Annotated in this window: 14 protein-coding genes; 3 read left to right on the top strand and 11 right to left on the bottom strand. The window is 32.0% G+C overall.

All coding sequences use genetic code 11. The features are described 5' to 3' along the window. Positions 1 to 2: 2 nt before the first annotated feature. The 6 genes from FOF46_RS20490 to FOF46_RS20465 all read right to left on the bottom strand — a co-directional run bounded on the left by FOF46_RS20490 (position 3) and on the right by FOF46_RS20465 (position 6,308). Entirely contained in the window at positions 3 to 1,274 is a 1,272-nt protein-coding gene (locus FOF46_RS20490; protein ID WP_143917729.1) for a glucose-1-phosphate adenylyltransferase, read from the bottom strand. Beyond that, positions 1,271 to 2,686 (bottom strand): glycogen synthase, encoded by a 1,416-nt coding sequence (locus FOF46_RS20485; RefSeq protein ID WP_109438623.1) that lies wholly within the window; start codon positions 2,684 to 2,686, stop codon positions 1,271 to 1,273. Before FOF46_RS20485 ends, FOF46_RS20490 begins: the two co-directional genes overlap by 4 nt. Positions 2,687 to 2,887: 201 nt before the next feature. Then, positions 2,888 to 3,688 carry a DNA alkylation repair protein gene (locus FOF46_RS20480; RefSeq protein WP_143917728.1) on the bottom strand — a complete coding sequence of 267 codons (801 nt, stop codon included), beginning with the start codon at positions 3,686 to 3,688 and terminating at the stop codon, positions 2,888 to 2,890. 70 nt (positions 3,689 to 3,758) lie between these two features. Continuing rightward, positions 3,759 to 4,079 (bottom strand): hypothetical protein, encoded by a 321-nt coding sequence (locus FOF46_RS20475; protein WP_143917727.1) that lies wholly within the window; start codon positions 4,077 to 4,079, stop codon positions 3,759 to 3,761. 178 nt (positions 4,080 to 4,257) lie between these two features. Beyond that, on the bottom strand, positions 4,258 to 4,992 hold the full coding sequence (locus FOF46_RS20470) for a helix-turn-helix transcriptional regulator (RefSeq protein ID WP_109438620.1): 735 nt from the start codon (positions 4,990 to 4,992) through the stop codon (positions 4,258 to 4,260). Continuing rightward, positions 4,992 to 6,308, bottom strand: coding sequence for a cation:proton antiporter domain-containing protein (locus FOF46_RS20465; protein ID WP_109438619.1), 1,317 nt, complete (start codon positions 6,306 to 6,308; stop codon positions 4,992 to 4,994). The genes FOF46_RS20470 and FOF46_RS20465 overlap by 1 nt, the downstream gene beginning before the upstream one ends. Positions 6,309 to 6,540: 232 nt before the next feature. Here FOF46_RS20465 and FOF46_RS20460 point away from each other — a divergent pair, with 232 nt between their 5' ends. Continuing rightward, a complete protein-coding gene (locus tag FOF46_RS20460) occupies positions 6,541 to 7,416 on the top strand; it encodes a pirin family protein (RefSeq protein WP_143917726.1) in 876 nt (291 codons plus the stop codon). Positions 7,417 to 7,463: 47 nt separating this feature from the next. Here the strand turns inward: FOF46_RS20460 and FOF46_RS20455 are convergent, their stop codons facing one another. After that, positions 7,464 to 8,054, bottom strand: coding sequence for a hypothetical protein (locus FOF46_RS20455; protein ID WP_143917725.1), 591 nt, complete (start codon positions 8,052 to 8,054; stop codon positions 7,464 to 7,466). Between the two features lie 284 nt (positions 8,055 to 8,338). Between FOF46_RS20455 and FOF46_RS20450 the strand changes: the two genes are divergently transcribed. Continuing rightward, positions 8,339 to 10,252, top strand: coding sequence for a transthyretin-like family protein (locus tag FOF46_RS20450; protein ID WP_143917724.1), 1,914 nt, complete (start codon positions 8,339 to 8,341; stop codon positions 10,250 to 10,252). A 126-nt stretch (positions 10,253 to 10,378) separates the two neighbouring features. On the opposite strand, the gene FOF46_RS20445 is transcribed toward FOF46_RS20450, so the two are convergent. The 3 genes from FOF46_RS20445 to FOF46_RS20435 all read right to left on the bottom strand — a co-directional run bounded on the left by FOF46_RS20445 (position 10,379) and on the right by FOF46_RS20435 (position 15,826). After that, positions 10,379 to 10,609: a (4Fe-4S)-binding protein gene (locus FOF46_RS20445; protein WP_109438614.1), complete on the bottom strand. Its 231-nt coding sequence runs from the start codon at positions 10,607 to 10,609 to the stop codon at positions 10,379 to 10,381. A 78-nt stretch (positions 10,610 to 10,687) separates the two neighbouring features. Next, entirely contained in the window at positions 10,688 to 11,608 is a 921-nt protein-coding gene (locus FOF46_RS20440; protein ID WP_143917723.1) for a DUF6268 family outer membrane beta-barrel protein, read from the bottom strand. A gap of 90 nt (positions 11,609 to 11,698) precedes the next feature. Further along, positions 11,699 to 15,826 carry an ATP-binding protein gene (locus FOF46_RS20435; protein ID WP_143917722.1) on the bottom strand — a complete coding sequence of 1,376 codons (4,128 nt, stop codon included), beginning with the start codon at positions 15,824 to 15,826 and terminating at the stop codon, positions 11,699 to 11,701. A gap of 425 nt (positions 15,827 to 16,251) precedes the next feature. Between FOF46_RS20435 and FOF46_RS20430 the strand changes: the two genes are divergently transcribed. Then, positions 16,252 to 17,610 carry a glycoside hydrolase family 113 gene (locus tag FOF46_RS20430; RefSeq protein ID WP_143917721.1) on the top strand — a complete coding sequence of 453 codons (1,359 nt, stop codon included), beginning with the start codon at positions 16,252 to 16,254 and terminating at the stop codon, positions 17,608 to 17,610. Between the two features lie 14 nt (positions 17,611 to 17,624). Here FOF46_RS20430 and sthA read toward each other — a convergent pair whose 3' ends face one another. Further along, a complete protein-coding gene (gene sthA, locus FOF46_RS20425; RefSeq protein WP_167571901.1) occupies positions 17,625 to 19,049 on the bottom strand; it encodes a Si-specific NAD(P)(+) transhydrogenase in 1,425 nt (474 codons plus the stop codon). Between the last annotated feature and the right edge of the window lie 11 nt (positions 19,050 to 19,060).

The raw sequence follows: 19,060 nt of genomic DNA, 5'->3' as shown, positions 1-19,060 counted from the left end.
TATTATATTTTAAAATTATCTGGAATAACGCAACGACTTTTAATCACTACTACTCCGTCTTTTATTGCATATGCATCTTGTTCTGTATCTTCTAAATGCGAACCTCCTTCTATACTCACATCATTACCTATTCTGGCGCCTTTATCAATTATAGTATTCTTAATATAACATCTATCTCCTACTCCTACATGAGGCAATCCATTCTGTTTATCTTCTTCTAATTCACTAATATCCTGATATAAATTACTACCAATCATATAGGTGTTTTTTATGACCGTATCTTTTCCTATTCTAGAACGAATACCAATTACAGAACGATCTATTTCTTTGGCATTAATAATACAACCTTCTGCAATCATCGATTTATTGAGTAATGTTCCAGAAATTTTAGAAGGAGGTAATATACGGGGTCTTGTCAATACACTATTGCTCTTATTAAACAAATCAAACTGAGGTATGTCATCTGTTAAGTTAATATTTGCTTCAAAAAAAGCTGAAACATTTCCTATATCTGTCCAATAGCCTTCGTATTGATAAGCCAAAACTTTATTTTTATTAATTGATTGTGGAATAATCTCTTTACCAAAATCAACAGTATCTGGATTTGATAAAATATCGATTAAGAGTTGTTTATTAAATATATATATCCCCATAGAAGCAAGATAATTTCTATCTTCATTTTTCATTTCTTCACTCACTTCTGATTCCCAACCTGGTAATTTATCTAAACTTGGTTTTTCAGTAAAAGAAGAAATAAAACTTTCATCATCGGTTTTAAGAATCCCAAATTGTGTAGCTTCTTTGGGTTTAACAGGAATAGTAGCTACAGAAATATCTGCTCCTTTTTCAATATGCGAATCTAGCATTTCATTAAAATCCATTTGATACAATTGATCTCCAGAAAGAATTAATGCATATTCGAATTCGTGATTTAGTAGATGATGCATCGATTGTCTTACTGCATCAGCTGTTCCTTGATACCATGTTTTATTATCAGGAGTTTGTTCTGCCGCCAGAATATCAACAAAAGCATCACTAAAACTACTAAAAACATATGTGTTCTTAATATGTCTATTTAAGGAAGCAGAGTTAAATTGCGTAAGGACAAACATCCTCTTTATATCACAATGAATACAATTTGAAATTGGAATATCAACTAATCTATATTTTCCTGCAATAGAAACTGCAGGTTTAGATCGTTGATCTGTAAGAGGTGATAATCGAGTGCCCTGGCCTCCGCCCAAAATAATAGCGAGAACTTTTTTGTTGATCATTTGCGTTGTATTAGTGATTCATATATATATTTATATTGATTTGCCGATCGATCCCAAGAATGATCGATCTTCATAATTTTTTTCTGAATAGCCTTGTATTTTTTTTGATCATTATAGAGTGTTACTGCTCGTTGGATAGAATAACAAACATCCCATACCAAAGCACTATCATGGCAGATTCCAAAACCTCCATCTCCGATATCAATTACGGTATCTTTGAGTCCTCCTGTTCTTCTAACAATTGGAATTAGTCCATATCGCAATGCATACATTTGATTAAGTCCACAAGGCTCTACTCTTGATGGCATTAATAAAAAATCTGCACCTGCATAAATGATATGAGATAGTTTTTCATCATAACCAATAAATGTATTATATGTGCCTTCGAATTCTTTACACAATGATTGTAATTGCTCTTCTACTTCTGGAATTCCAGAACCTAAAATCAAAACGTTTACTTCATTCTTTTGTAGAACTTCTTTACTAATCTCTGGTAATAAATCAGCACCTTTCTCTCCCACAAGTCTTCCGATAAATGCAAAAAGAGGTTTTTCTATATCTAAATTAAAATGATCACAAATCCACTTCTTATTTTCTTTTCTTCCAGAAACAACATTTGTCATTTTATAATTCTTCACTACCATTGGGTCTGTCTCAGGGTCCCATGTACTAGTATCTATACCGTTAAGAACTCCTGTGCATTTTTTATTTTCACTTCGTAACAAAGCTTCTAAACCATTGGCTTGTTTTTGAAGTTCTTTCATATAATTAGGAGATACTGTAGTTACTTTCCATGCACATTTAATTCCAGATGCAAGTGGATTAATACAATTATCCCAATCCAAAAGACCTATCTGTGTTTTATCAAATGGTGGGAGATATTCTAATCTATCATATGATAGTTGTCCTTGATATTGCGCATTATGAATCGTTAATATAGAAGGTACTCTCCTAAGTGCTTCATAAGGCTCTGCATGACTCATTAAAAAAGGAATCAATGCAGTATGGTGATCATGACAATGTATTATATCAGGAATACTTTGAGTTGTAACTACCCAATCCATCACTGCTAATTGAAAAGCTATTGATCGTTCTGCTTCATCATTATATCCATATATATTAGCTCTATCTAATACTCTTGGGATATGAAGAAGTGAGACCATAAATCCTAAATCGGGAGAAACAATATTTTGTATTGAATATTGATGAATTTCTTCTCCTAAATGTATGGTTCCACTATGAACTTTTTTTAATTCTGCTTCTTGTGTAAATTTATTATCCGGAAACGGCATTACTACAGTTGCATTTATGCCTAAATCGTTTTGATATTTGGGCAAAGCACCTACAACATCTGCAAGTCCGCCAACTTTTGCAATAGGATAACATTCAAAACTTGTGTGGAGAATATTCATGAATAAAATAGCCTTTTTTAACCTTCTACCTCTATTTTTAAGATCTGTTAAAGCTATAAAAAAGCAGATAAAATTCCCCTATTATTATCCCAAAAAGAAGCAGGGATAATAATTATTTAATAAAAAAATAACTAAAAAAATTCATATTTGATACTATTATCTCAATATCACATGAAATATTCTAAATGAGTAGTTGCTGTATTATTTATGAATTGTACGTAATGCTTTTTTAAGAATATAGAGGGATTCTTTTGTGGAAGATTCTTCTTTCCATTGATCACATATCCTTTTAACCCAATCAGGTCTTGTTTTACTAGCATCATTTAGCCAGTTTCCTACAGAATCTCTTACATACTTAGATGAATCTGATTTAAGAGGATTTAGTAAAATAATTCCTTTTTCGGGATTTTCCTTGAGTTCGTCAATTTTCTTAGTCCAGACACCTATGGGCCTGGTAACTTCTGCAACATATCTTCTAATATTTTCATCTGTACTCGAGGTCCATTTTGATAATATGGCAATAGCAGTATCCAAATCTTCTATAATGGCTTCTTTAGTGGCAAATATTGCTACTTCTCTAACTCCAAAATGTAAATCAGCAGCATATGGTTTAATAGCCTTTAAACGTTTTGTGATATCTACTTCCTTTATGCCGGCCCAATATGCAGCCCAACATCTTGGAACATCAGAGTTATGCTTAGAAAGATATTCTAATATGTTTTGATCATTAGTCAATTGTAAGAAAGTTACTCCTATAATTTTGGTATTGGCATTTGCAGATGGCTTTTTTTGGGCAGACACGGCTTGATAAAAACTATCATACCACTCAGGTTTACCAAGAGTATCAAGGATACCTTTTAACAATACTAATTGATCAACAGCCAACCATTCCATAAGATTGGCGGTTTCTATCAACCCTTTATTTAAATACTCTATTACTTCTGGATCAAGATCTTTTAAGCTGCGCGCTCCTTTTCTATTAAGAATATGTTCTGGAATCATATGTTAAGATAAAAATGCTATCAAATCTATTAAAAATGATAGCATTAAAATTATATTTACTATTAAAAAGTTATTCCTCAAATTGATTAAATGCATCAAAATGATACATTTGAACAGATTCAGGTTTTATAACGCTAAAAGTCTCGAGGGCCTTTTCATTTTTCATGATTTCGGTAGACGCCTCTTTAGCAGATTTCATATCACTCCAGTACACAATATCTGCATATTTACCTTCTCCATTACTGGCTGTGGTTCTCTCTATAAATCCATAATATAATTTTAATACATCATTAAGAGAAGCCAATGCTGTTTCTGCATCTTTCTTTGAATATCTTGGATTTACTTCAAATAATACGAGTTCTACTACTCCTGGTTTGGTTTTCACTGACATAGGATTGTGATTAAGTTTTGTTGAACAATTAAACAATAGGTTGATCATGATAATGAGAATTAACCTTTTTGTGGTTTATAATTTTCATCAAAACTAAATTGAGCATATGACAACCCTATGTCAGGAGTGTTTTTACAGATAAAACAATTTTTAAAAATCTACTTGATAATCGCAGGAGTCACTGGTTTTCTTTAGGTAATGAATGCTCATAATCAGAGTGTTCGGAAGTAATCCAATCCTCATATCTAAGTTTATAATATTCTTCTAATGTAAAATGTTTTGGAGGAAATAATTCTTGTGTTTCAATAAGGTTTATAATACGATCAGTTCTAAATTCTCGATAGTCTTTTCTCAATCGACAATGTGCAATCATAATCCAGGTATTATTCGTAAAATACACTCCTAAAGGTTCTACTAATCTTTTACTAAATTCCTTTGATGCTTTAGTGTATTGAATTTCGAGAACTCTAAAATCTGTAATTGCCTGTTGGATTACAGATAAAGAAGTACTTGGATTAATTTTGGTTCTATTATACGTAAAAACCCGTTGTTCTAAAATTTCGAGCTTTTTCTTTTGTGTAGTTTTGAGCACTGCAATAACTTTTTCTACAGCTTCCTGATATTCATCGATTAGCGATTGATCATTATTAGTACTTATAATTTTAGAAGCTGTTAATAAAGCATTAGCTTCTTTTTCTGTAAACATCACTGGTGGCAGAGAATATCCATCTACAAGATAATACCCTGTACCTGCTTCTGCACCAACAGGCACTCCTGCATCTGTTAATGCCTGCATATCCCTATATATGGTACGTAAACTTACCTCAAACTTGTCTGCTAGTTCTGCTGCTTGAACAATTTTCTTGGATTGCAATTTTACTAATATTGCAGTTAATCGATGTAAACGTTTCATTATTCAGTTTCATATTCATCTGATGCTTCTGCATCATCAATTTCACTTAAGTCTGTTGTATTATTAATGAAGTATTCTGTTTCTTCTACACCTTCTTCTAACTCTTCATTTGCTTCTTCTACAGGGGTAGGATTTCGTTTTTTATCACGTATCATTCCCCATGTCATAATTAAACTAGTTCCAATAATCACAAATAATAATATTCCAGGTTCAAATCCCTCTATAGCAGCTTCTGCCGGAATAGCATAAAAAAGAAGTACGGTGATCAATCCTCGTGGAGCTATAAATAACTGTGGCGAAATATCTTTTCCCATAAAGAGACGTAATAACCCATATCGAATTGCATAAATCGAGATTAATATTAAAACACTAATTAAGGTAACTTTGAGACTTAATAATGATGATAACACAATTGTGATTCCGAAAATCACAAAGAATAGCGTACGCACAACAAACGCTGTTTCTGCGGTAATTACATGCAGTTCATGATATATAGATTTTGCTTTCTCAAAATCCAAATACCCCCTAAGTTTCCCCTGGAAAAACAACTTCATATTTGCAATTACTAACCCAAAGATCAGAATAATAATTAAAGAGGATAAATGCATCTTTTTCCCTAAACCATACAATAGTAATAACACAGCGATAAGCAAAAATAGTTTTACCTGACTTTTAATTTTCTGGAAAATTAGGATAATAGCATAACTCGCTACAAGCGAAATTACTATGGTAAGAATTAGATTTAGAAAAAAGCCACCAACTCCTGCATCTTCTGCAGGATTTAATCTTCCGGTTAAGAAATAAAATAGCATAATACCCAATATATCAGAAAACGTACTTTCATAAACATGAAATTCTTTTTTAGCTTCTGATAACCCACTTACACTAGGGATAATAATAGCACTTGATAATATCGATAATGGAGTTGCATATAACCAAGCTGATTGCATCGTCATGCCTTCAACCAAAGCTTTTAGTATTACTGCCGCTATAAATGTTGAAGCTACTAAACCAATTAATGCGATTGCCATTGATTTAAGAATAGGCATTAATTTATCACTCTTTAACTTCAATTCGAGAGCTGCTTCTAGTACAATCATAATCAAACCTACAATACCTAATACTTCGAGCATTGGGAAAAAATCAATAGAATCTCCTCCGAAAGCTTTAAGTACATACTGTAAAATGATTCCTAAAATAATTAATAAAAGTACCGCTGGTACACTAGTTTTTTTGGCAACACCATTAAAAATAAAAGATAAAATAATGATTAGTGAAATTCCAATAATGACATTATAAGAAGAAAAAATTTCCATGAGTAGGTTTAAGGTTGATTGGTATTAGTTGTTCGTATTTAAAAACGAATGAAAAGATAGTAAATTATTTTAAAGTAAAAGAGCTACCAAATTCAATATACATAGTCTTTGCACATTATAATTTGTAAACCATTATATTGAGTAGAATATTGTATTCTCGGTTAATATTTTTTTAACATAATTCGTATGTAAATACCATATCTTTAAATGCAGTATCAAAACTTCTTTATCTATGTCAAATCAAGGGTTAATTATTGAAGAACGAAGTCGGGACATTGGTGATTTCTTAGTAGGAAGACTTATTCCTTTTAGAAAAAAGAGAATGGTAGGCCCATTTATTTTTATTGATCATATGGGACCAACCGAAATCAAAGAAGGTCATTATATGGATGTCGATCAACATCCTCATATTGGATTATCTACTCTGACATATATGCTCGAAGGAGAAATTATGCATCAAGATAGTATTGGTACTAACCAAAGAATTTCTCCCGGATCTGTAAATTTGATGGTTGCCGGCAAAGGGGTCACTCATACAGAACGTACTCCACAAGACCTTAGAAATAATGGAGTATTTACTGCTCATGGGTATCAAATATGGATTGCATTACCTAAAGACTTTGAAGAGATTGATCCAGAATTTTATCATTTTGATGCCAAAGATTTACCTGTATGGCAGAATGGAGGAGCAGAATTTCGTTTAATCGCAGGAAAAGGTTATGGTTATACTTCTCCTGTTCCTGTATATTCTGAATTATTCATGATTGATGTTAAATCAAAACACTTACATGAATTACATATTAAAGGAGAATTGAAAGGTGAAATTGGTATTTGTATTGTAAAAGGAGCAATCAAGGCTTGTGAAGATCATATCCCGGAAGGAAATATGCTGATTTCTAAAACTGAAGATAGTTGTAGTATCACTTTACTACCAGATACTCATGTCATACTGTTTGGAGGAGAGGCTTTTGAAGAAGAACGACACATCTACTGGAATTTTGTATCTACTAGTAAAGAAAAAATAGAAGCTGCAAAAATGCGTTGGAAGGAACGCGATTTCCCCACAGTTCCTAACGACAACTCGTATGTTCCTTTACCAGAATTATAAGAGATTTCAAACACGCTCCAGAGAGATACAATAATTTATATTTTGTATTACACCAATTCCCTTCTCAACTCATTCAAAGAAATATTACTATTAATGAGCCTGGTAACTACTTCCTCTCTAAACTCATCCAAATCATCATAGTCATAGTATTTTGCCCATTTATAGGTTTCAAGAAGGTTTTTAATTTGTTTAATTAACTTTCGAGTAGCATCTGCAGAACGTAATACTGCTACTTGATCATAATTTGGGTTATCCTTATGCATATAGCCAACCTTTTTGGTTTCAAAATCAACCGAAATATAATATGCATCAACATCGGGATCCAGATTTTCTCTAAAATCTCCCCATTCAGCAAATCCTAACCTTAAATCATCAATTTCAGCAGGAAAATCAGATACCAGTCGCCATTGACATTTTGCCGCTCTACCCCAGTGGTTAGACATTCGATACACTCCATGTTTTGTATAATAGTAAGTACTTCCAGATTCACTCCTATAATTGGGTTTTCTTTTTCTGATTTCTCTTAGAGGTACTCCCCTAAATACACAATAGGTTTTATTAAAAAAGTTATAGCGCGTGTATACCTTTATATTCTCTTTTTCCTGATTTTCCAATATTTCTTTTTTTCCCGATGGCAAAGAAATCACATTTTTTTCAAAAACTAAAAACAAGTTTTTAACATATTTTACCACTCCCTAATTTATGATCTAATAATTTGTAATATCCAAATCACTCCTTCTATCAAACAGAAAAAATATTACATCATATTAATCAGGAACTTAACCCTAAAATCCTACCGTGAAACCACTTGTTCAAAAAAGGGGAATCAACCAATGTTAATGAGTTATTAAACTCTTTTACAAATAGTTATGGATAGATAGTTTTGAGAATTCAACAAATTAATCTTAAAACTTTTTACAACATGGGGTTTATTCTTAAAGGAAATCTTGCAGGGGAATTATGCAAAGATTGTAAAGAACCATTATTTGGTTCTATAGTACGTTTTTATCGCGTAGAAAATTTTGATCTTAGTATCATTACAAATGTAGCCGCAGATCCAAAAAACACTTTACAAATTTTAGATGAAAAACAAATCAAAGCCAAAGCCAAATTACTAATTGCCGAAGCTGAAATTGATGAGCAAGGAAACTATAAAACAGAACTAAAAGGAAAATATGAACAGTATGATGGTCCTTTGATGATCGATGTTGTAACAAAACGTGTATTTAATCAAAAAAGCAAGGATCGTGATCCAATACAATTTAATATCACCACACTACAGCCAAGATGGCGACAAATTAACGATGACATTGTATTTTACTGGAAATATTGTATTAACCAACGTTTCTGGTGCAGAATGCGTGAATTATTTGATGCCTGGGTTATCTGCGGACGGCTGTTAAATTGTAATAATGACCAAATTCCTCTTCCCGGAGTAAAAGTAATTGCAATGGATGATGATTGGTTTCAAGATGATGAACTAGGTTCTGCCATTACAGATAGCACAGGGCATTTTAGAATTGATTATACAAGTAACGATTTTAAGCAAACGTTTCTTTCTCCTCTCATCAATGTAGAAACACCATTCCCTCCATTTAATAGTGGGCCCGATGTATATTTTGAATTAGAATTTGATGGAACTCCTATAGTATTTGAAAAACCATCTGATAAAAGAAATAATGTAGGTCCATGTTTGTGTGTTACACTTTGTTTTGAAGGTGAAATTATTATTCCAGAAATTTCAATTCCGGCTACATTTACACATTTTGGAAAAGCTAAATATATACATATACAAGATGATATCGATAGTATAACCGGTAAAACAAATCCTGGTGATTTTGCTTTTTATAGTACTATTAATCTGGTAGGTAGTCTTAGCAAAAAATTAAACGGGCAACCCATGGAATACATGTTTGAATATCAAATAGTATCCTCTCCATCATCACCATTAACTGGAACATGGACACCTGTAAACTCTAATGCTGTACCAACAACAATGATAGGTAATTTTTTAATAGAGACTTTCAATCCTATAAATCCCTGGATAAAAGATCCTGTTTATATTAATCATCCAGATCCATTAAGTAATAATGTGGATATCGTTGATAATTGGATACGGGTACCGCAACAAGCTAACTTTGAAGCACATCAGGATGCAGAAATCCTTAAGTTGGCAACCACACAAATCTTTAGTACAATCTTTCTTGATATGAGTGCTCCTCCTTCTTCAATAGGTACGAAGACTACACCTCCTCTGCCTATAACACCTCCTGCACCTCCTATGACTGCTGCGCCTCTTGTACCACAGGTATTCAATAAATATGTTGCAGTGCGTATGAAACAAAGGCAGGTAAACAATTCTACTAGCGAGGCAGTCGCAGGTACTTCAAAACCAATTGCCGTATTCAATGTTAGATATAATAATGTAAACAAACATGGTAGCTGGGCTCCCGATACTGAAGATAATCAAATAGCAGCAGTATCAGTAAATATTCAAGAAATTATAACTGTAGGTGAAACGCCTGATGAGTGTGTTAAGATCATAGATGCATTACATGTAAATTATCATGGTAGAAATGAAAATCTAGGTTCATTAGCACTTAAAATCACTGGACCAAATAAACCTGGACAAAGTTTTAGTTTTCCTCCAATTTCGTTAATGGCATCTCCAGAAACTTTTGGTACAACACAATTGCAGTTTACGCCAAGTACGCAAACTGTTAATGATCTTCGATCATGTGCATTCACTATTGAGTTGACAGCATCCGTGTTACTTACCAATGGAGAATCTGGACCTGGACCTATAAGAGATTTTATATCATTCTGTAAGGCGTAATATTTGAATTAGCCAAATTCAAAAAAAGCACCTTGTTCTTGGCAAGGTGCTTTTTTATTAAATTTTCTTCTATAAAACAGAAAACATCTTCTTTAATTCAAAACAAAAAAGATGAAGATATCTTGATTAGTTGTTCTGATTCATTTTATAGGTCAGAGCACCTGAAGGACAATTTGATATTTGATTTTTCAAAGCTTCAGTGGTTGCATTTTCTGGTTGTATCCAAGGTTTATCCTTTGGATGATATACTTTAGGTAATGTATGAACACAAATTCCAGAATGGGTACATTTCCCCGGTTTCCAGATAATTGTAATTTCTCCGTTTGTGTATTCTTTTCTAATTTCATTAGTTGCCATAGCATATTGATTTTAAGTGTGATATGATACTTTTTATCCTTTTAAAGATACTAGTTTTATCACTCTAAGAAAACAATATCAGTCTTTCTTTTTATTTAGGTGAAAACGATACGTAGCACCTACTCTAACAAACAGATTTCCTGTCATTTCTGGATTAAGTAAATTACGATCATCTCCAAACTCTATAGCAGAAAGGCGAATTGGCAAGGTATCTCCTTCCTGAAACACTTCATAAGATACACTTGAGTACCCAGCTTGTAAACGTACCAATACACTTTTTTCTAAAAAACTATGTTGTACATAAGGTCCTGCTTCTATACTAGAAACCTGGGTATATAAATCAGGAATATTATCTTCTCGTTTAAGACTATAAGAGCGCACCGGTGCCTGAAAACCAAACCCCACAGCTACAGCAGTATTAAAACGATAATTAATATCAGCATTGATTGGTAAATTAGCAGTAACCTCCCATGTTTCACTCTCGTTTAGGTAATATAATCCTATAACAGGAGTCATAATTACACCAAACCCTTCGCTACTGGCATACGCTCCAATGCGATACTGCATACGTTTACTTTTTTGATATTTAAGTAGAGCCAACCCTCCAAAAAAGAATTGATCTCCATCTGTATGTAACTCCTGACTTGCTATTTTGGGCAAAAAGAGATAGGTTCCTGACCATTTTTCACTATGCTTAATAGCAACACCTGCTTTTAAAGTAATATTATTTAAGGTTACTCCTTCTCCATTTGGTATTAGATCTAAGCCATGTTGATTATAATCCACACCAGTAATTACAGCAAGTTTTTCGGAAACTACTATGGGATATGTAACTGCAATATCAAGTAAATTAACATTGGTATCTGCACTATCATTATTCTCAAAACCTGCACCAAATACTGTCGCATAGTCAGCCTTTACTATATCTACATAATCTTGAGCAGATAATAGTTGCGTAAAAATTATAGTTATTGATAATACCAATATTCTATTTATCATAATGCTATACTATTTTCTTAATTGTTAAAAAGAGCAAGTATACGAGATAATTTTTTAATAATCTAAATGCCATTCGGTCCCTCGTTCACATCATAATATTGGTATTCTTTCTATTTTCCTTTCTATTACCCCAGTATTGATTAAACTTCTTTCTAAAGATGCGCAGAAATGTACCAAAGAATCGTTCAAATCATCCTCTAGTATATACATTTCTTTGATAGCCGTTTTATATTCACTTCCCTCAGAATGAAGTCGTATTGCTTTTTTATAATATTTCATAACTTCATTTTTTAATAACCCTATATCTTTAAAATCCCATTCACTGTAAGTTTCCTCAAATGGTTCCTGGGATTGTAATTGAACAACTAACCTTGTCCATTTAATTAAATTATAATACAAACTTCCCATATAAGAATAACTCATTATATAATTAAAGCCATACGTTTTTATTATATTAATTAAGTTCTTCGAACAAAAATTAACTTCTTTAAAACTGGCATTAAGCTTTCTTACTACAATTTCATTATGTATATCAACAGTGACATTATTAGTTAAGAAATCAAACTGCTCATAAAAGCAACAATCAATTTTATGTTTCAAAAATTGTATCCTAGCAAATATACTTTGGATTTCAGGTTCTCTTTTATATCTAGATAAGATACAAGATGGATGAAATTTAAGATTAATCTTTTCATATATTCGGCTTATTTCTTTCTCATCTTCAGAAATTAAATCAAATTCCTTTTCTCTGACCTCATTTCCCTTAACACTTTGTATGATATCATCATACAATGAATTATGTTTTGTTATCCACAATGTATAATTCGTTAAAACTTTATTGGATTCCTTAACGAGATATTGCACAAAATTTTTAACAAATATTATTATTTCCTTATCAATATCTCGAGTTCTAACTAGATGTGCATTTATGATATACATACATTTCTTAATATAAAATAAAGCATCATGATATTTCCCTGCTTGATAATACAACCTATAACTAATAATATTAAAATAGAATACACTCCTTATGGAAAATAAATCATTAAAAGATAAACGTTCTTTACTTCCCTTTCGTTCCAACCCCCATGACTTCGCAGTAAGATTTTTTAATGTTAAATCATGTAACTTCTGTGAACCTAATGCCCCCTTTAATCTGGATATTTTAATTTCATTATTTCCTAAGCATGATAAAATAGTATCTGCTAATTTCCCTAAAACTAAACCAAGGAACTGTTTCTGTTTCCCATTAAGAATATGTTTGCTTCTGGTCTCAAAGATTAACTTCTCCAGTATTATGATTTGATCTTTAGGTCTTAGTTCTTCAAGTTCAAAAATGGACTTTATATTTTCAAGATATGGGCTTATAAGGTGTCCTAAAGAAGTTGTATAATAAAAGAAAGCACTAAATGAGGGATAATAATGTTTGGATTCCTGTTTTCCAAAGTGTATTCTAACGTTATCCAAACTAGAGTAATTCTTTAGGTTCTCTACTTCTACCCCATTAATGACTATCTTTCTATTCTTCATACTTCCCTTGCTCAATCCACCAACTTTTAAAAATTCATTTAAGATACCTTCACACCCTTTTTCATAAAGCGATTTATAATTTCTATTTTTATAGTACAGTATAGTTCCTACGCTTTGATAATAATCTGCAAGTAATGTTTGTGTTCTTTTATGGTCTCCTGTAGTATTTTTTTCAAAGAAGTCGTAATATGTAAGTCCGGAAATAAAACTCTTAAAAGGGAACAAATCGATTACTCCCATAAACTTGGTATATTCTTGAATATTTCTCTCTAAATTACTTTCTGTAATACCGTCTGATCTATCTTTTTCGAGTACCATTAATAATGCGAGATGAGGCCTTAAAAATAATTGCATTCGTTTATAAGGGCTTTCCCATTCTTTATAATCCCAATACTTTAATGTAGTATCCTCATTAGAATCGAACACCCATTCTTTTGTATCTAAAGTAATACTGCGTAGTATCGAATATGTAGAATCATATCTCTTCGACTTTTCAAGACACAAACTTAGTAACAATCGATTTCTGGTATAAAGCATCATTTGATGTTGATGAAGATCCTTTGTACCTCTTAATGGCTGAATAGCATCTGCATAATAGCGTATGGCAGCATCATAATCTTCATCATAAAAATGAATATCAGCAATAGTAGAGTTCAAATAACTTAATGTATTAATAAAAGATGAATCTATATTTGATGATGTAGCATCTTTATAGAACTCCATCTTTTGTTTTAATTTTCTTTTAAAGAATGATTTGATATGATACGATTCATCCAAGGTAAAATTAAATGCAGCCTCGCTTTCGTCTGATATTTTGGATATATATTTTAACTCCATCGCAGATCGACTACGAAACTTAAATTGAAACATCGCATTCGTTGTTCTTCTAATATGTTTTATTGACAAGTATGATATCAGGTTTTTAAGTGTCTCTCTTAAATGAGGACCTTTACTTCCAATAATAATGTCTGGCATTAATTCTAACTCTCTCCATGAAAATGCTGATTTGTGAAATTTTAAAATATGATCCATTAAGAAAGCAGATAGATATAAGTTTTTATCATTAAGTTCTTTAAGGTACTTTTCATTCTCTATCATATACGGGTAAAAAATAGATGATAGCACCCCTATTTTATGCTGTTCTTTATAGCTGATGGATAAAAATAAATTACTACGGGAATCTTTCCTTCTTGGTAAAATCAGGTCTTTTTCTTTATCATTTTTCTCATCTGTTAAAGACCCCATATAATTTTCTACAAGTTCTTTAAGTTTCTTCGGGCTACCATTGCTTCTATAAGTAAGATAAACGATAAATTGATGTATTTGATAAAAGATTCTTTCTCTATGATCTATACCTTCTAACTTTTGGTATAACAATGTCAAATAGTTTACTGAAGCTACGTCATCTTTCATCATTTCATCTACCATAAAATTCCCCAAAATAATTCGTACTAAGTAGTTTTCTACCATTTGGGTAATTCTTGTCTTACTTTTTTCAAAATCCTTAAAAAAACTATTGACATAGATCACCTCATGAAAAATACTACTATAAAAAGACTCACGATCTGCCACATCAGCTAAGCTAGCATCATACATTTCTGCACCACCAATAAAAATAAACTTAGCATCAGCACTGTGAATAAAGCTTTTTAGGTTAGCAAGAAGCTTTGATAGTGTTTCCTTTCTTAAATCTGTTCTGGATTTTCCTAATTCAAAATAATCATTTTCCCCTTCTACAAATTCTGCTTCTAATTTATCTAATTCATCAATTATAAAAAGTATACATCCTTTTTCCCTACCCTTTCTTACATTTTTATACAACCTCAGTACTTCTTTAATCTCAAATTCGAGTTCTTTTGTTGTAAATCTATTAAACGATTGCTTATAAGGTCTTTCTCCAATATCTTGGATAAGTGCAGTCACCTTATTTAAAAGAGAACTTTCATTAACCAAACCAGAGAAAGCAGTATTGTTTGTGGTTTTATTTTCTACTTCTAAATCTGAATTTATCCTTTTCTTAACTTGACCAATTTTTGAATATAAATCAATTTTTTTCTTATGAATTTTTCGATAAGCACATGTTAAAGCGATATTAACCAACACAAATAAAATAATGAATATCAATGAAAAAAATAAAATAACCAGAGTCTGGTTCTGGGTAATCAATGTTTGATGATCACTATTTATAATCCCTAATTTTACTCCATATAGAAGGGAATAGATTATAAGAAAACTTAATAAAAAAGAGATAATACCCGCTATAACTCTCAATATACTCTTATTGAACGGTTCTCTCTTTGAAATGATTTTATCGACCATTTGTATAAAGACCTGTCGTAATAAGTCATAATCCCTCAGTTCTCCTTGAGAAAGGAATATTTTTACTGGTATAATTAAAGATTCATTATTATCTATAGATGAATTTATCTTATTTAATTCTGAATCTTGTTCATTTTTATTGATATCTCTAATCACATTATCTACCATAGTAGACTTTCCCATCCCTCTATATCCTGCAACCAAATAAGCACCTCTATAATCTTTATTTTTCCCCCGTGGATCTATTCTTCTTCTTAATTTTCTCTGTGCCTGCTCTCTCCCTATAAATATTGAATTCTCGTCACAGTGATGGTTTGAAAAGTCATATTCCTCAATCGGAATATGAATATTTTTTACTATTACACTCATTACTACTTTAATTAGCTAGATTATTAAGTACTTACTAAGTGGGGTTTATTAATTATAACACAGTCTCACATACTATTTCATGCATTATCTTTAATAGGGTAAACTAAGATAAAAACATGAATACTCTCATTTTTCAACTTTGAACATCTTATTCCAAAATTTTAAAACAATACAATACCTATTTCTTAAAAAAACAGGTTAAATAATAAAAGGGGGAGGTTACATAAGACGAATGTGTAGTATTCTTGATTAAATTGTGTTACAATGCTTAAATATAATGCATTACAAAATAATCAGATACATTTGTTACATTTTTTTATAGTTGTCATTAAAACATTTCTTTACGGAAAAATGGAAATATAAATTTACAATGTAACATTTCTATCCATTCCTCTTCTAATACTATACGTTTCTGTGTTTATATCATGAAAAAAGAACTCTTCTCTGTAATTAAAGTATATCTAGTGACCTGGCTCATATCTATACTATTGATCTTGTCATTGTTACTATTTAGAGCAGAATTAAGTTTAGGTAGATCATTTCGGGAACTTTCTGAACTTCTTCTCAACTCTCAATTTTTAATAAGTTTACATGTACTCTTTGCTGTATTATATATACTCTTTTTGATTCTTAGGTATTTTATTAGGGTATATCGTATTCATGGTATAAAGACAATGAGTAAACGATTGGTACTAAGGGTAATCATTCCTGTTTTATTTCTCTTTCTTATTTTTAAATCCATCGTGTATGCAAACAGTTCAGAAAACTTTATATACGAATGGGATCATACTGTAGAAAATACTGGTAATATGATCAAAGACCACTATAAGATTGATAAAAAACACCGTGGAATGAGTGTTTTTGGTTGGAGTTCGGATAATGAAAAACCCATTATTGAATTGGTTAAAAATAACATAGAGTGGGTTGCTGTTATTCCTTTCATAGCCCAAAAAGATCAATATATTACTACAATGGGAACTCCTGAAATCATAGGAAAATGGTCACGTCGAGATTCTGTATTTATAAAAACTATAAGGCAACTTAAAGCAAAAGGCATCCATGTTCAGTTAAAACCTCATATATGGGTTAATGATGGGTGGCGTTCTGATATTGCATTAAAATCCAAAAATGAGTGGAATGTATGGTTTGATTCTTATCGAGATAATCTAATACACTATGCAAAAATGGCTGAAGAAACAGGTGTAGAATTATTATGCGTAGGTACGGAGTTGAGAACTTCATTAAAACACATGCCTGATCGCTGGACATCTTTAATCAAAGAAATCAAAACTATATATCATGGGCAACTTACTTATGCGGCTAATTGGGATGGAGAGTTCGAACTTATTGACTTCTGGGAAGAATTAGATTATATAGGAATTCAGGCATATTTTCCTATCACTAAAACATCAAAACCAGATCTCGAAACCTTAAAAAGAGGTTGGGATAAGCATATCATACAATTAGAATCCCTGTCAAAAGCCCATAATAAACCCATACTTTTTACTGAAATTGGTTACAAAAGTGAAGTTTCAGCAACTATACGACCATGGGAATGGGGATCTTTTCTTGGTATTTTATATCAGAAAAAATCAGATCAAACACAGCACCTTGCTTATGAAGCCTTGTTTAAACAGCTTTGGAATAAAAAATGGTTTGCAGGGACATATATCTGGCAATGGGACACAAGAACTCCAGAAGATAGTGCCCCAACAAGTTTAGGTTTTTCTCCTCGATATAAACCTGCACAAAATACTATTGCAAAATGGTATGCTAAATTGTAATATTACCTATCTAATTAAATCAATTCACCTGCTTTTTTAACTTTTTTACCTGCTATATTTCCCAGTCCATCATAACTTGCATATTTATATAAATCATGTAATGTAGGGTAATTAAATACTGTAGCGATCAAATGATCTAAAGTTTTTTGTTCCCGTACTAGTTGCATCCCATAATGAATCAATTCAGTTGCAAAATGCCCTATAATGTGCACTCCTAAAACAATTTTTGTTTTTTTTTCAAAAATTAATTTCAAATATCCGCTATCTGTGTCTCCCATAATCATACCTCTAGCAGTATCACGATAATAGCTATATCCAACACCGTAATCAATCTTTGTTTCTATGGCTTGCTCCTCTGTGATACCTACCATAGAAACTTCGGGAACTGTATAAATACCATATGGAAAAATATCTGCCAGAGACTCCAGGTCGGCTGTATTAAACATATGTGTAACAGCAATACGTCCTTGCTCCATACTCGTACTCGCAAGAGCTGGAAACCCTATTACATCTCCTACTGCAAAGATATTCGGGATGTTAGTTTGAAATTTTTCATTTACAACAACGGTTTCTCTATTACCTGTTTTAACACCTATTCCTTCGCAATTCAAGCCTTTTATTTGACCACTACGACCTGCGGCAAACAAAAACATATCAACATTAAGAGTTTCTCCTGATTTAAGACCGAGTCTAAGTGGTTTGTCATCATCATCTGGCAATTCAAAATCAATAACAGAATTATTAAACAAAATCTTTATATCATTCTTCTTCATCTGATCTACCAGCCCTTCAGAGATTTTACTATCCAAAAAACCGAGAATTTTATCTCTATCGTTAACTATATAGGTTTTTACTCCCATAGCACCAAATATGGTAGCATATTCACAACCGATTACACCTGCTCCTAACACACATATTGACTTAGGAAACTTGGTTATACTCAAAATCGAATCAGAGTCCAATACTCTTTTATGGTCAAAGGGGATATATTCTGGATGATATGGATAGGAACCGGTAGCAATAAGGGTGTATTTACTTTCTATAGTTTGCTCTAAATCTCCAGATATTTTTAGATGATGTTTATCTATAAAGCTGGCAAATCCCTCGTACAAATCAACGCCATGTTTTTCTAGGTTATATTTTACGATTTTATTCATATGGTTAGTCACCACATTTTTTCGATATAAGAAGTCATGAACTCCAGTTGCTCTTCCAATCTCTTTATCTACTCCAAAAACACCTTTTTGATAAATTCCTGATAGATACAGTGCGGTTTCTTTTAGTGTTTTTGAAGGCAAAGTACCTGTTTGCACCCCTGCCCCACCAAATTTGTGTTCTTTTTCTATTAAGGCTACTTTATATCCAAAGTATGCTGCTTTTACCGCTGCCTTTTCGCCAGCTGGTCCTGAACCTATTACAACAAGATCATATTTTTTCACAGATTGTATTT

The sequence above is a fragment of the Aquimarina algiphila genome (genome assembly GCF_007489275.1).
Lineage (GTDB): Bacteria > Bacteroidota > Bacteroidia > Flavobacteriales > Flavobacteriaceae > Aquimarina > Aquimarina algiphila.
The sequence above is the reverse complement of the archived record's forward strand: the minus strand, read 5'-3'. Positions and strand labels throughout refer to the sequence as shown.

What these genes read in the sequence shown, in the direction of transcription:
- FOF46_RS20450 (WP_143917724.1), top strand. Translation starts at nt 8,339, where the DNA reads ATGGGGTTTATTCTTAAAGGAAATCTTGCAGGGGAATTATGCAAAGAT.
- FOF46_RS20435 (WP_143917722.1), bottom strand. Translation starts at nt 15,826, where the DNA reads ATGAGTGTAATAGTAAAAAATATTCATATTCCGATTGAGGAATATGAC.
- FOF46_RS20430 (WP_143917721.1), top strand. Translation starts at nt 16,252, where the DNA reads ATGAAAAAAGAACTCTTCTCTGTAATTAAAGTATATCTAGTGACCTGG.
- FOF46_RS20475 (WP_143917727.1), bottom strand. Translation starts at nt 4,079, where the DNA reads ATGTCAGTGAAAACCAAACCAGGAGTAGTAGAACTCGTATTATTTGAA.
- FOF46_RS20470 (WP_109438620.1), bottom strand. Translation starts at nt 4,992, where the DNA reads ATGAAACGTTTACATCGATTAACTGCAATATTAGTAAAATTGCAATCC.
- FOF46_RS20465 (WP_109438619.1), bottom strand. Translation starts at nt 6,308, where the DNA reads ATGGAAATTTTTTCTTCTTATAATGTCATTATTGGAATTTCACTAATC.
- FOF46_RS20440 (WP_143917723.1), bottom strand. Translation starts at nt 11,608, where the DNA reads ATGATAAATAGAATATTGGTATTATCAATAACTATAATTTTTACGCAA.
- FOF46_RS20490 (WP_143917729.1), bottom strand. Translation starts at nt 1,274, where the DNA reads ATGATCAACAAAAAAGTTCTCGCTATTATTTTGGGCGGAGGCCAGGGC.
- FOF46_RS20445 (WP_109438614.1), bottom strand. Translation starts at nt 10,609, where the DNA reads ATGGCAACTAATGAAATTAGAAAAGAATACACAAACGGAGAAATTACA.
- FOF46_RS20485 (WP_109438623.1), bottom strand. Translation starts at nt 2,686, where the DNA reads ATGAATATTCTCCACACAAGTTTTGAATGTTATCCTATTGCAAAAGTT.
- FOF46_RS20460 (WP_143917726.1), top strand. Translation starts at nt 6,541, where the DNA reads ATGTCAAATCAAGGGTTAATTATTGAAGAACGAAGTCGGGACATTGGT.
- FOF46_RS20480 (WP_143917728.1), bottom strand. Translation starts at nt 3,688, where the DNA reads ATGATTCCAGAACATATTCTTAATAGAAAAGGAGCGCGCAGCTTAAAA.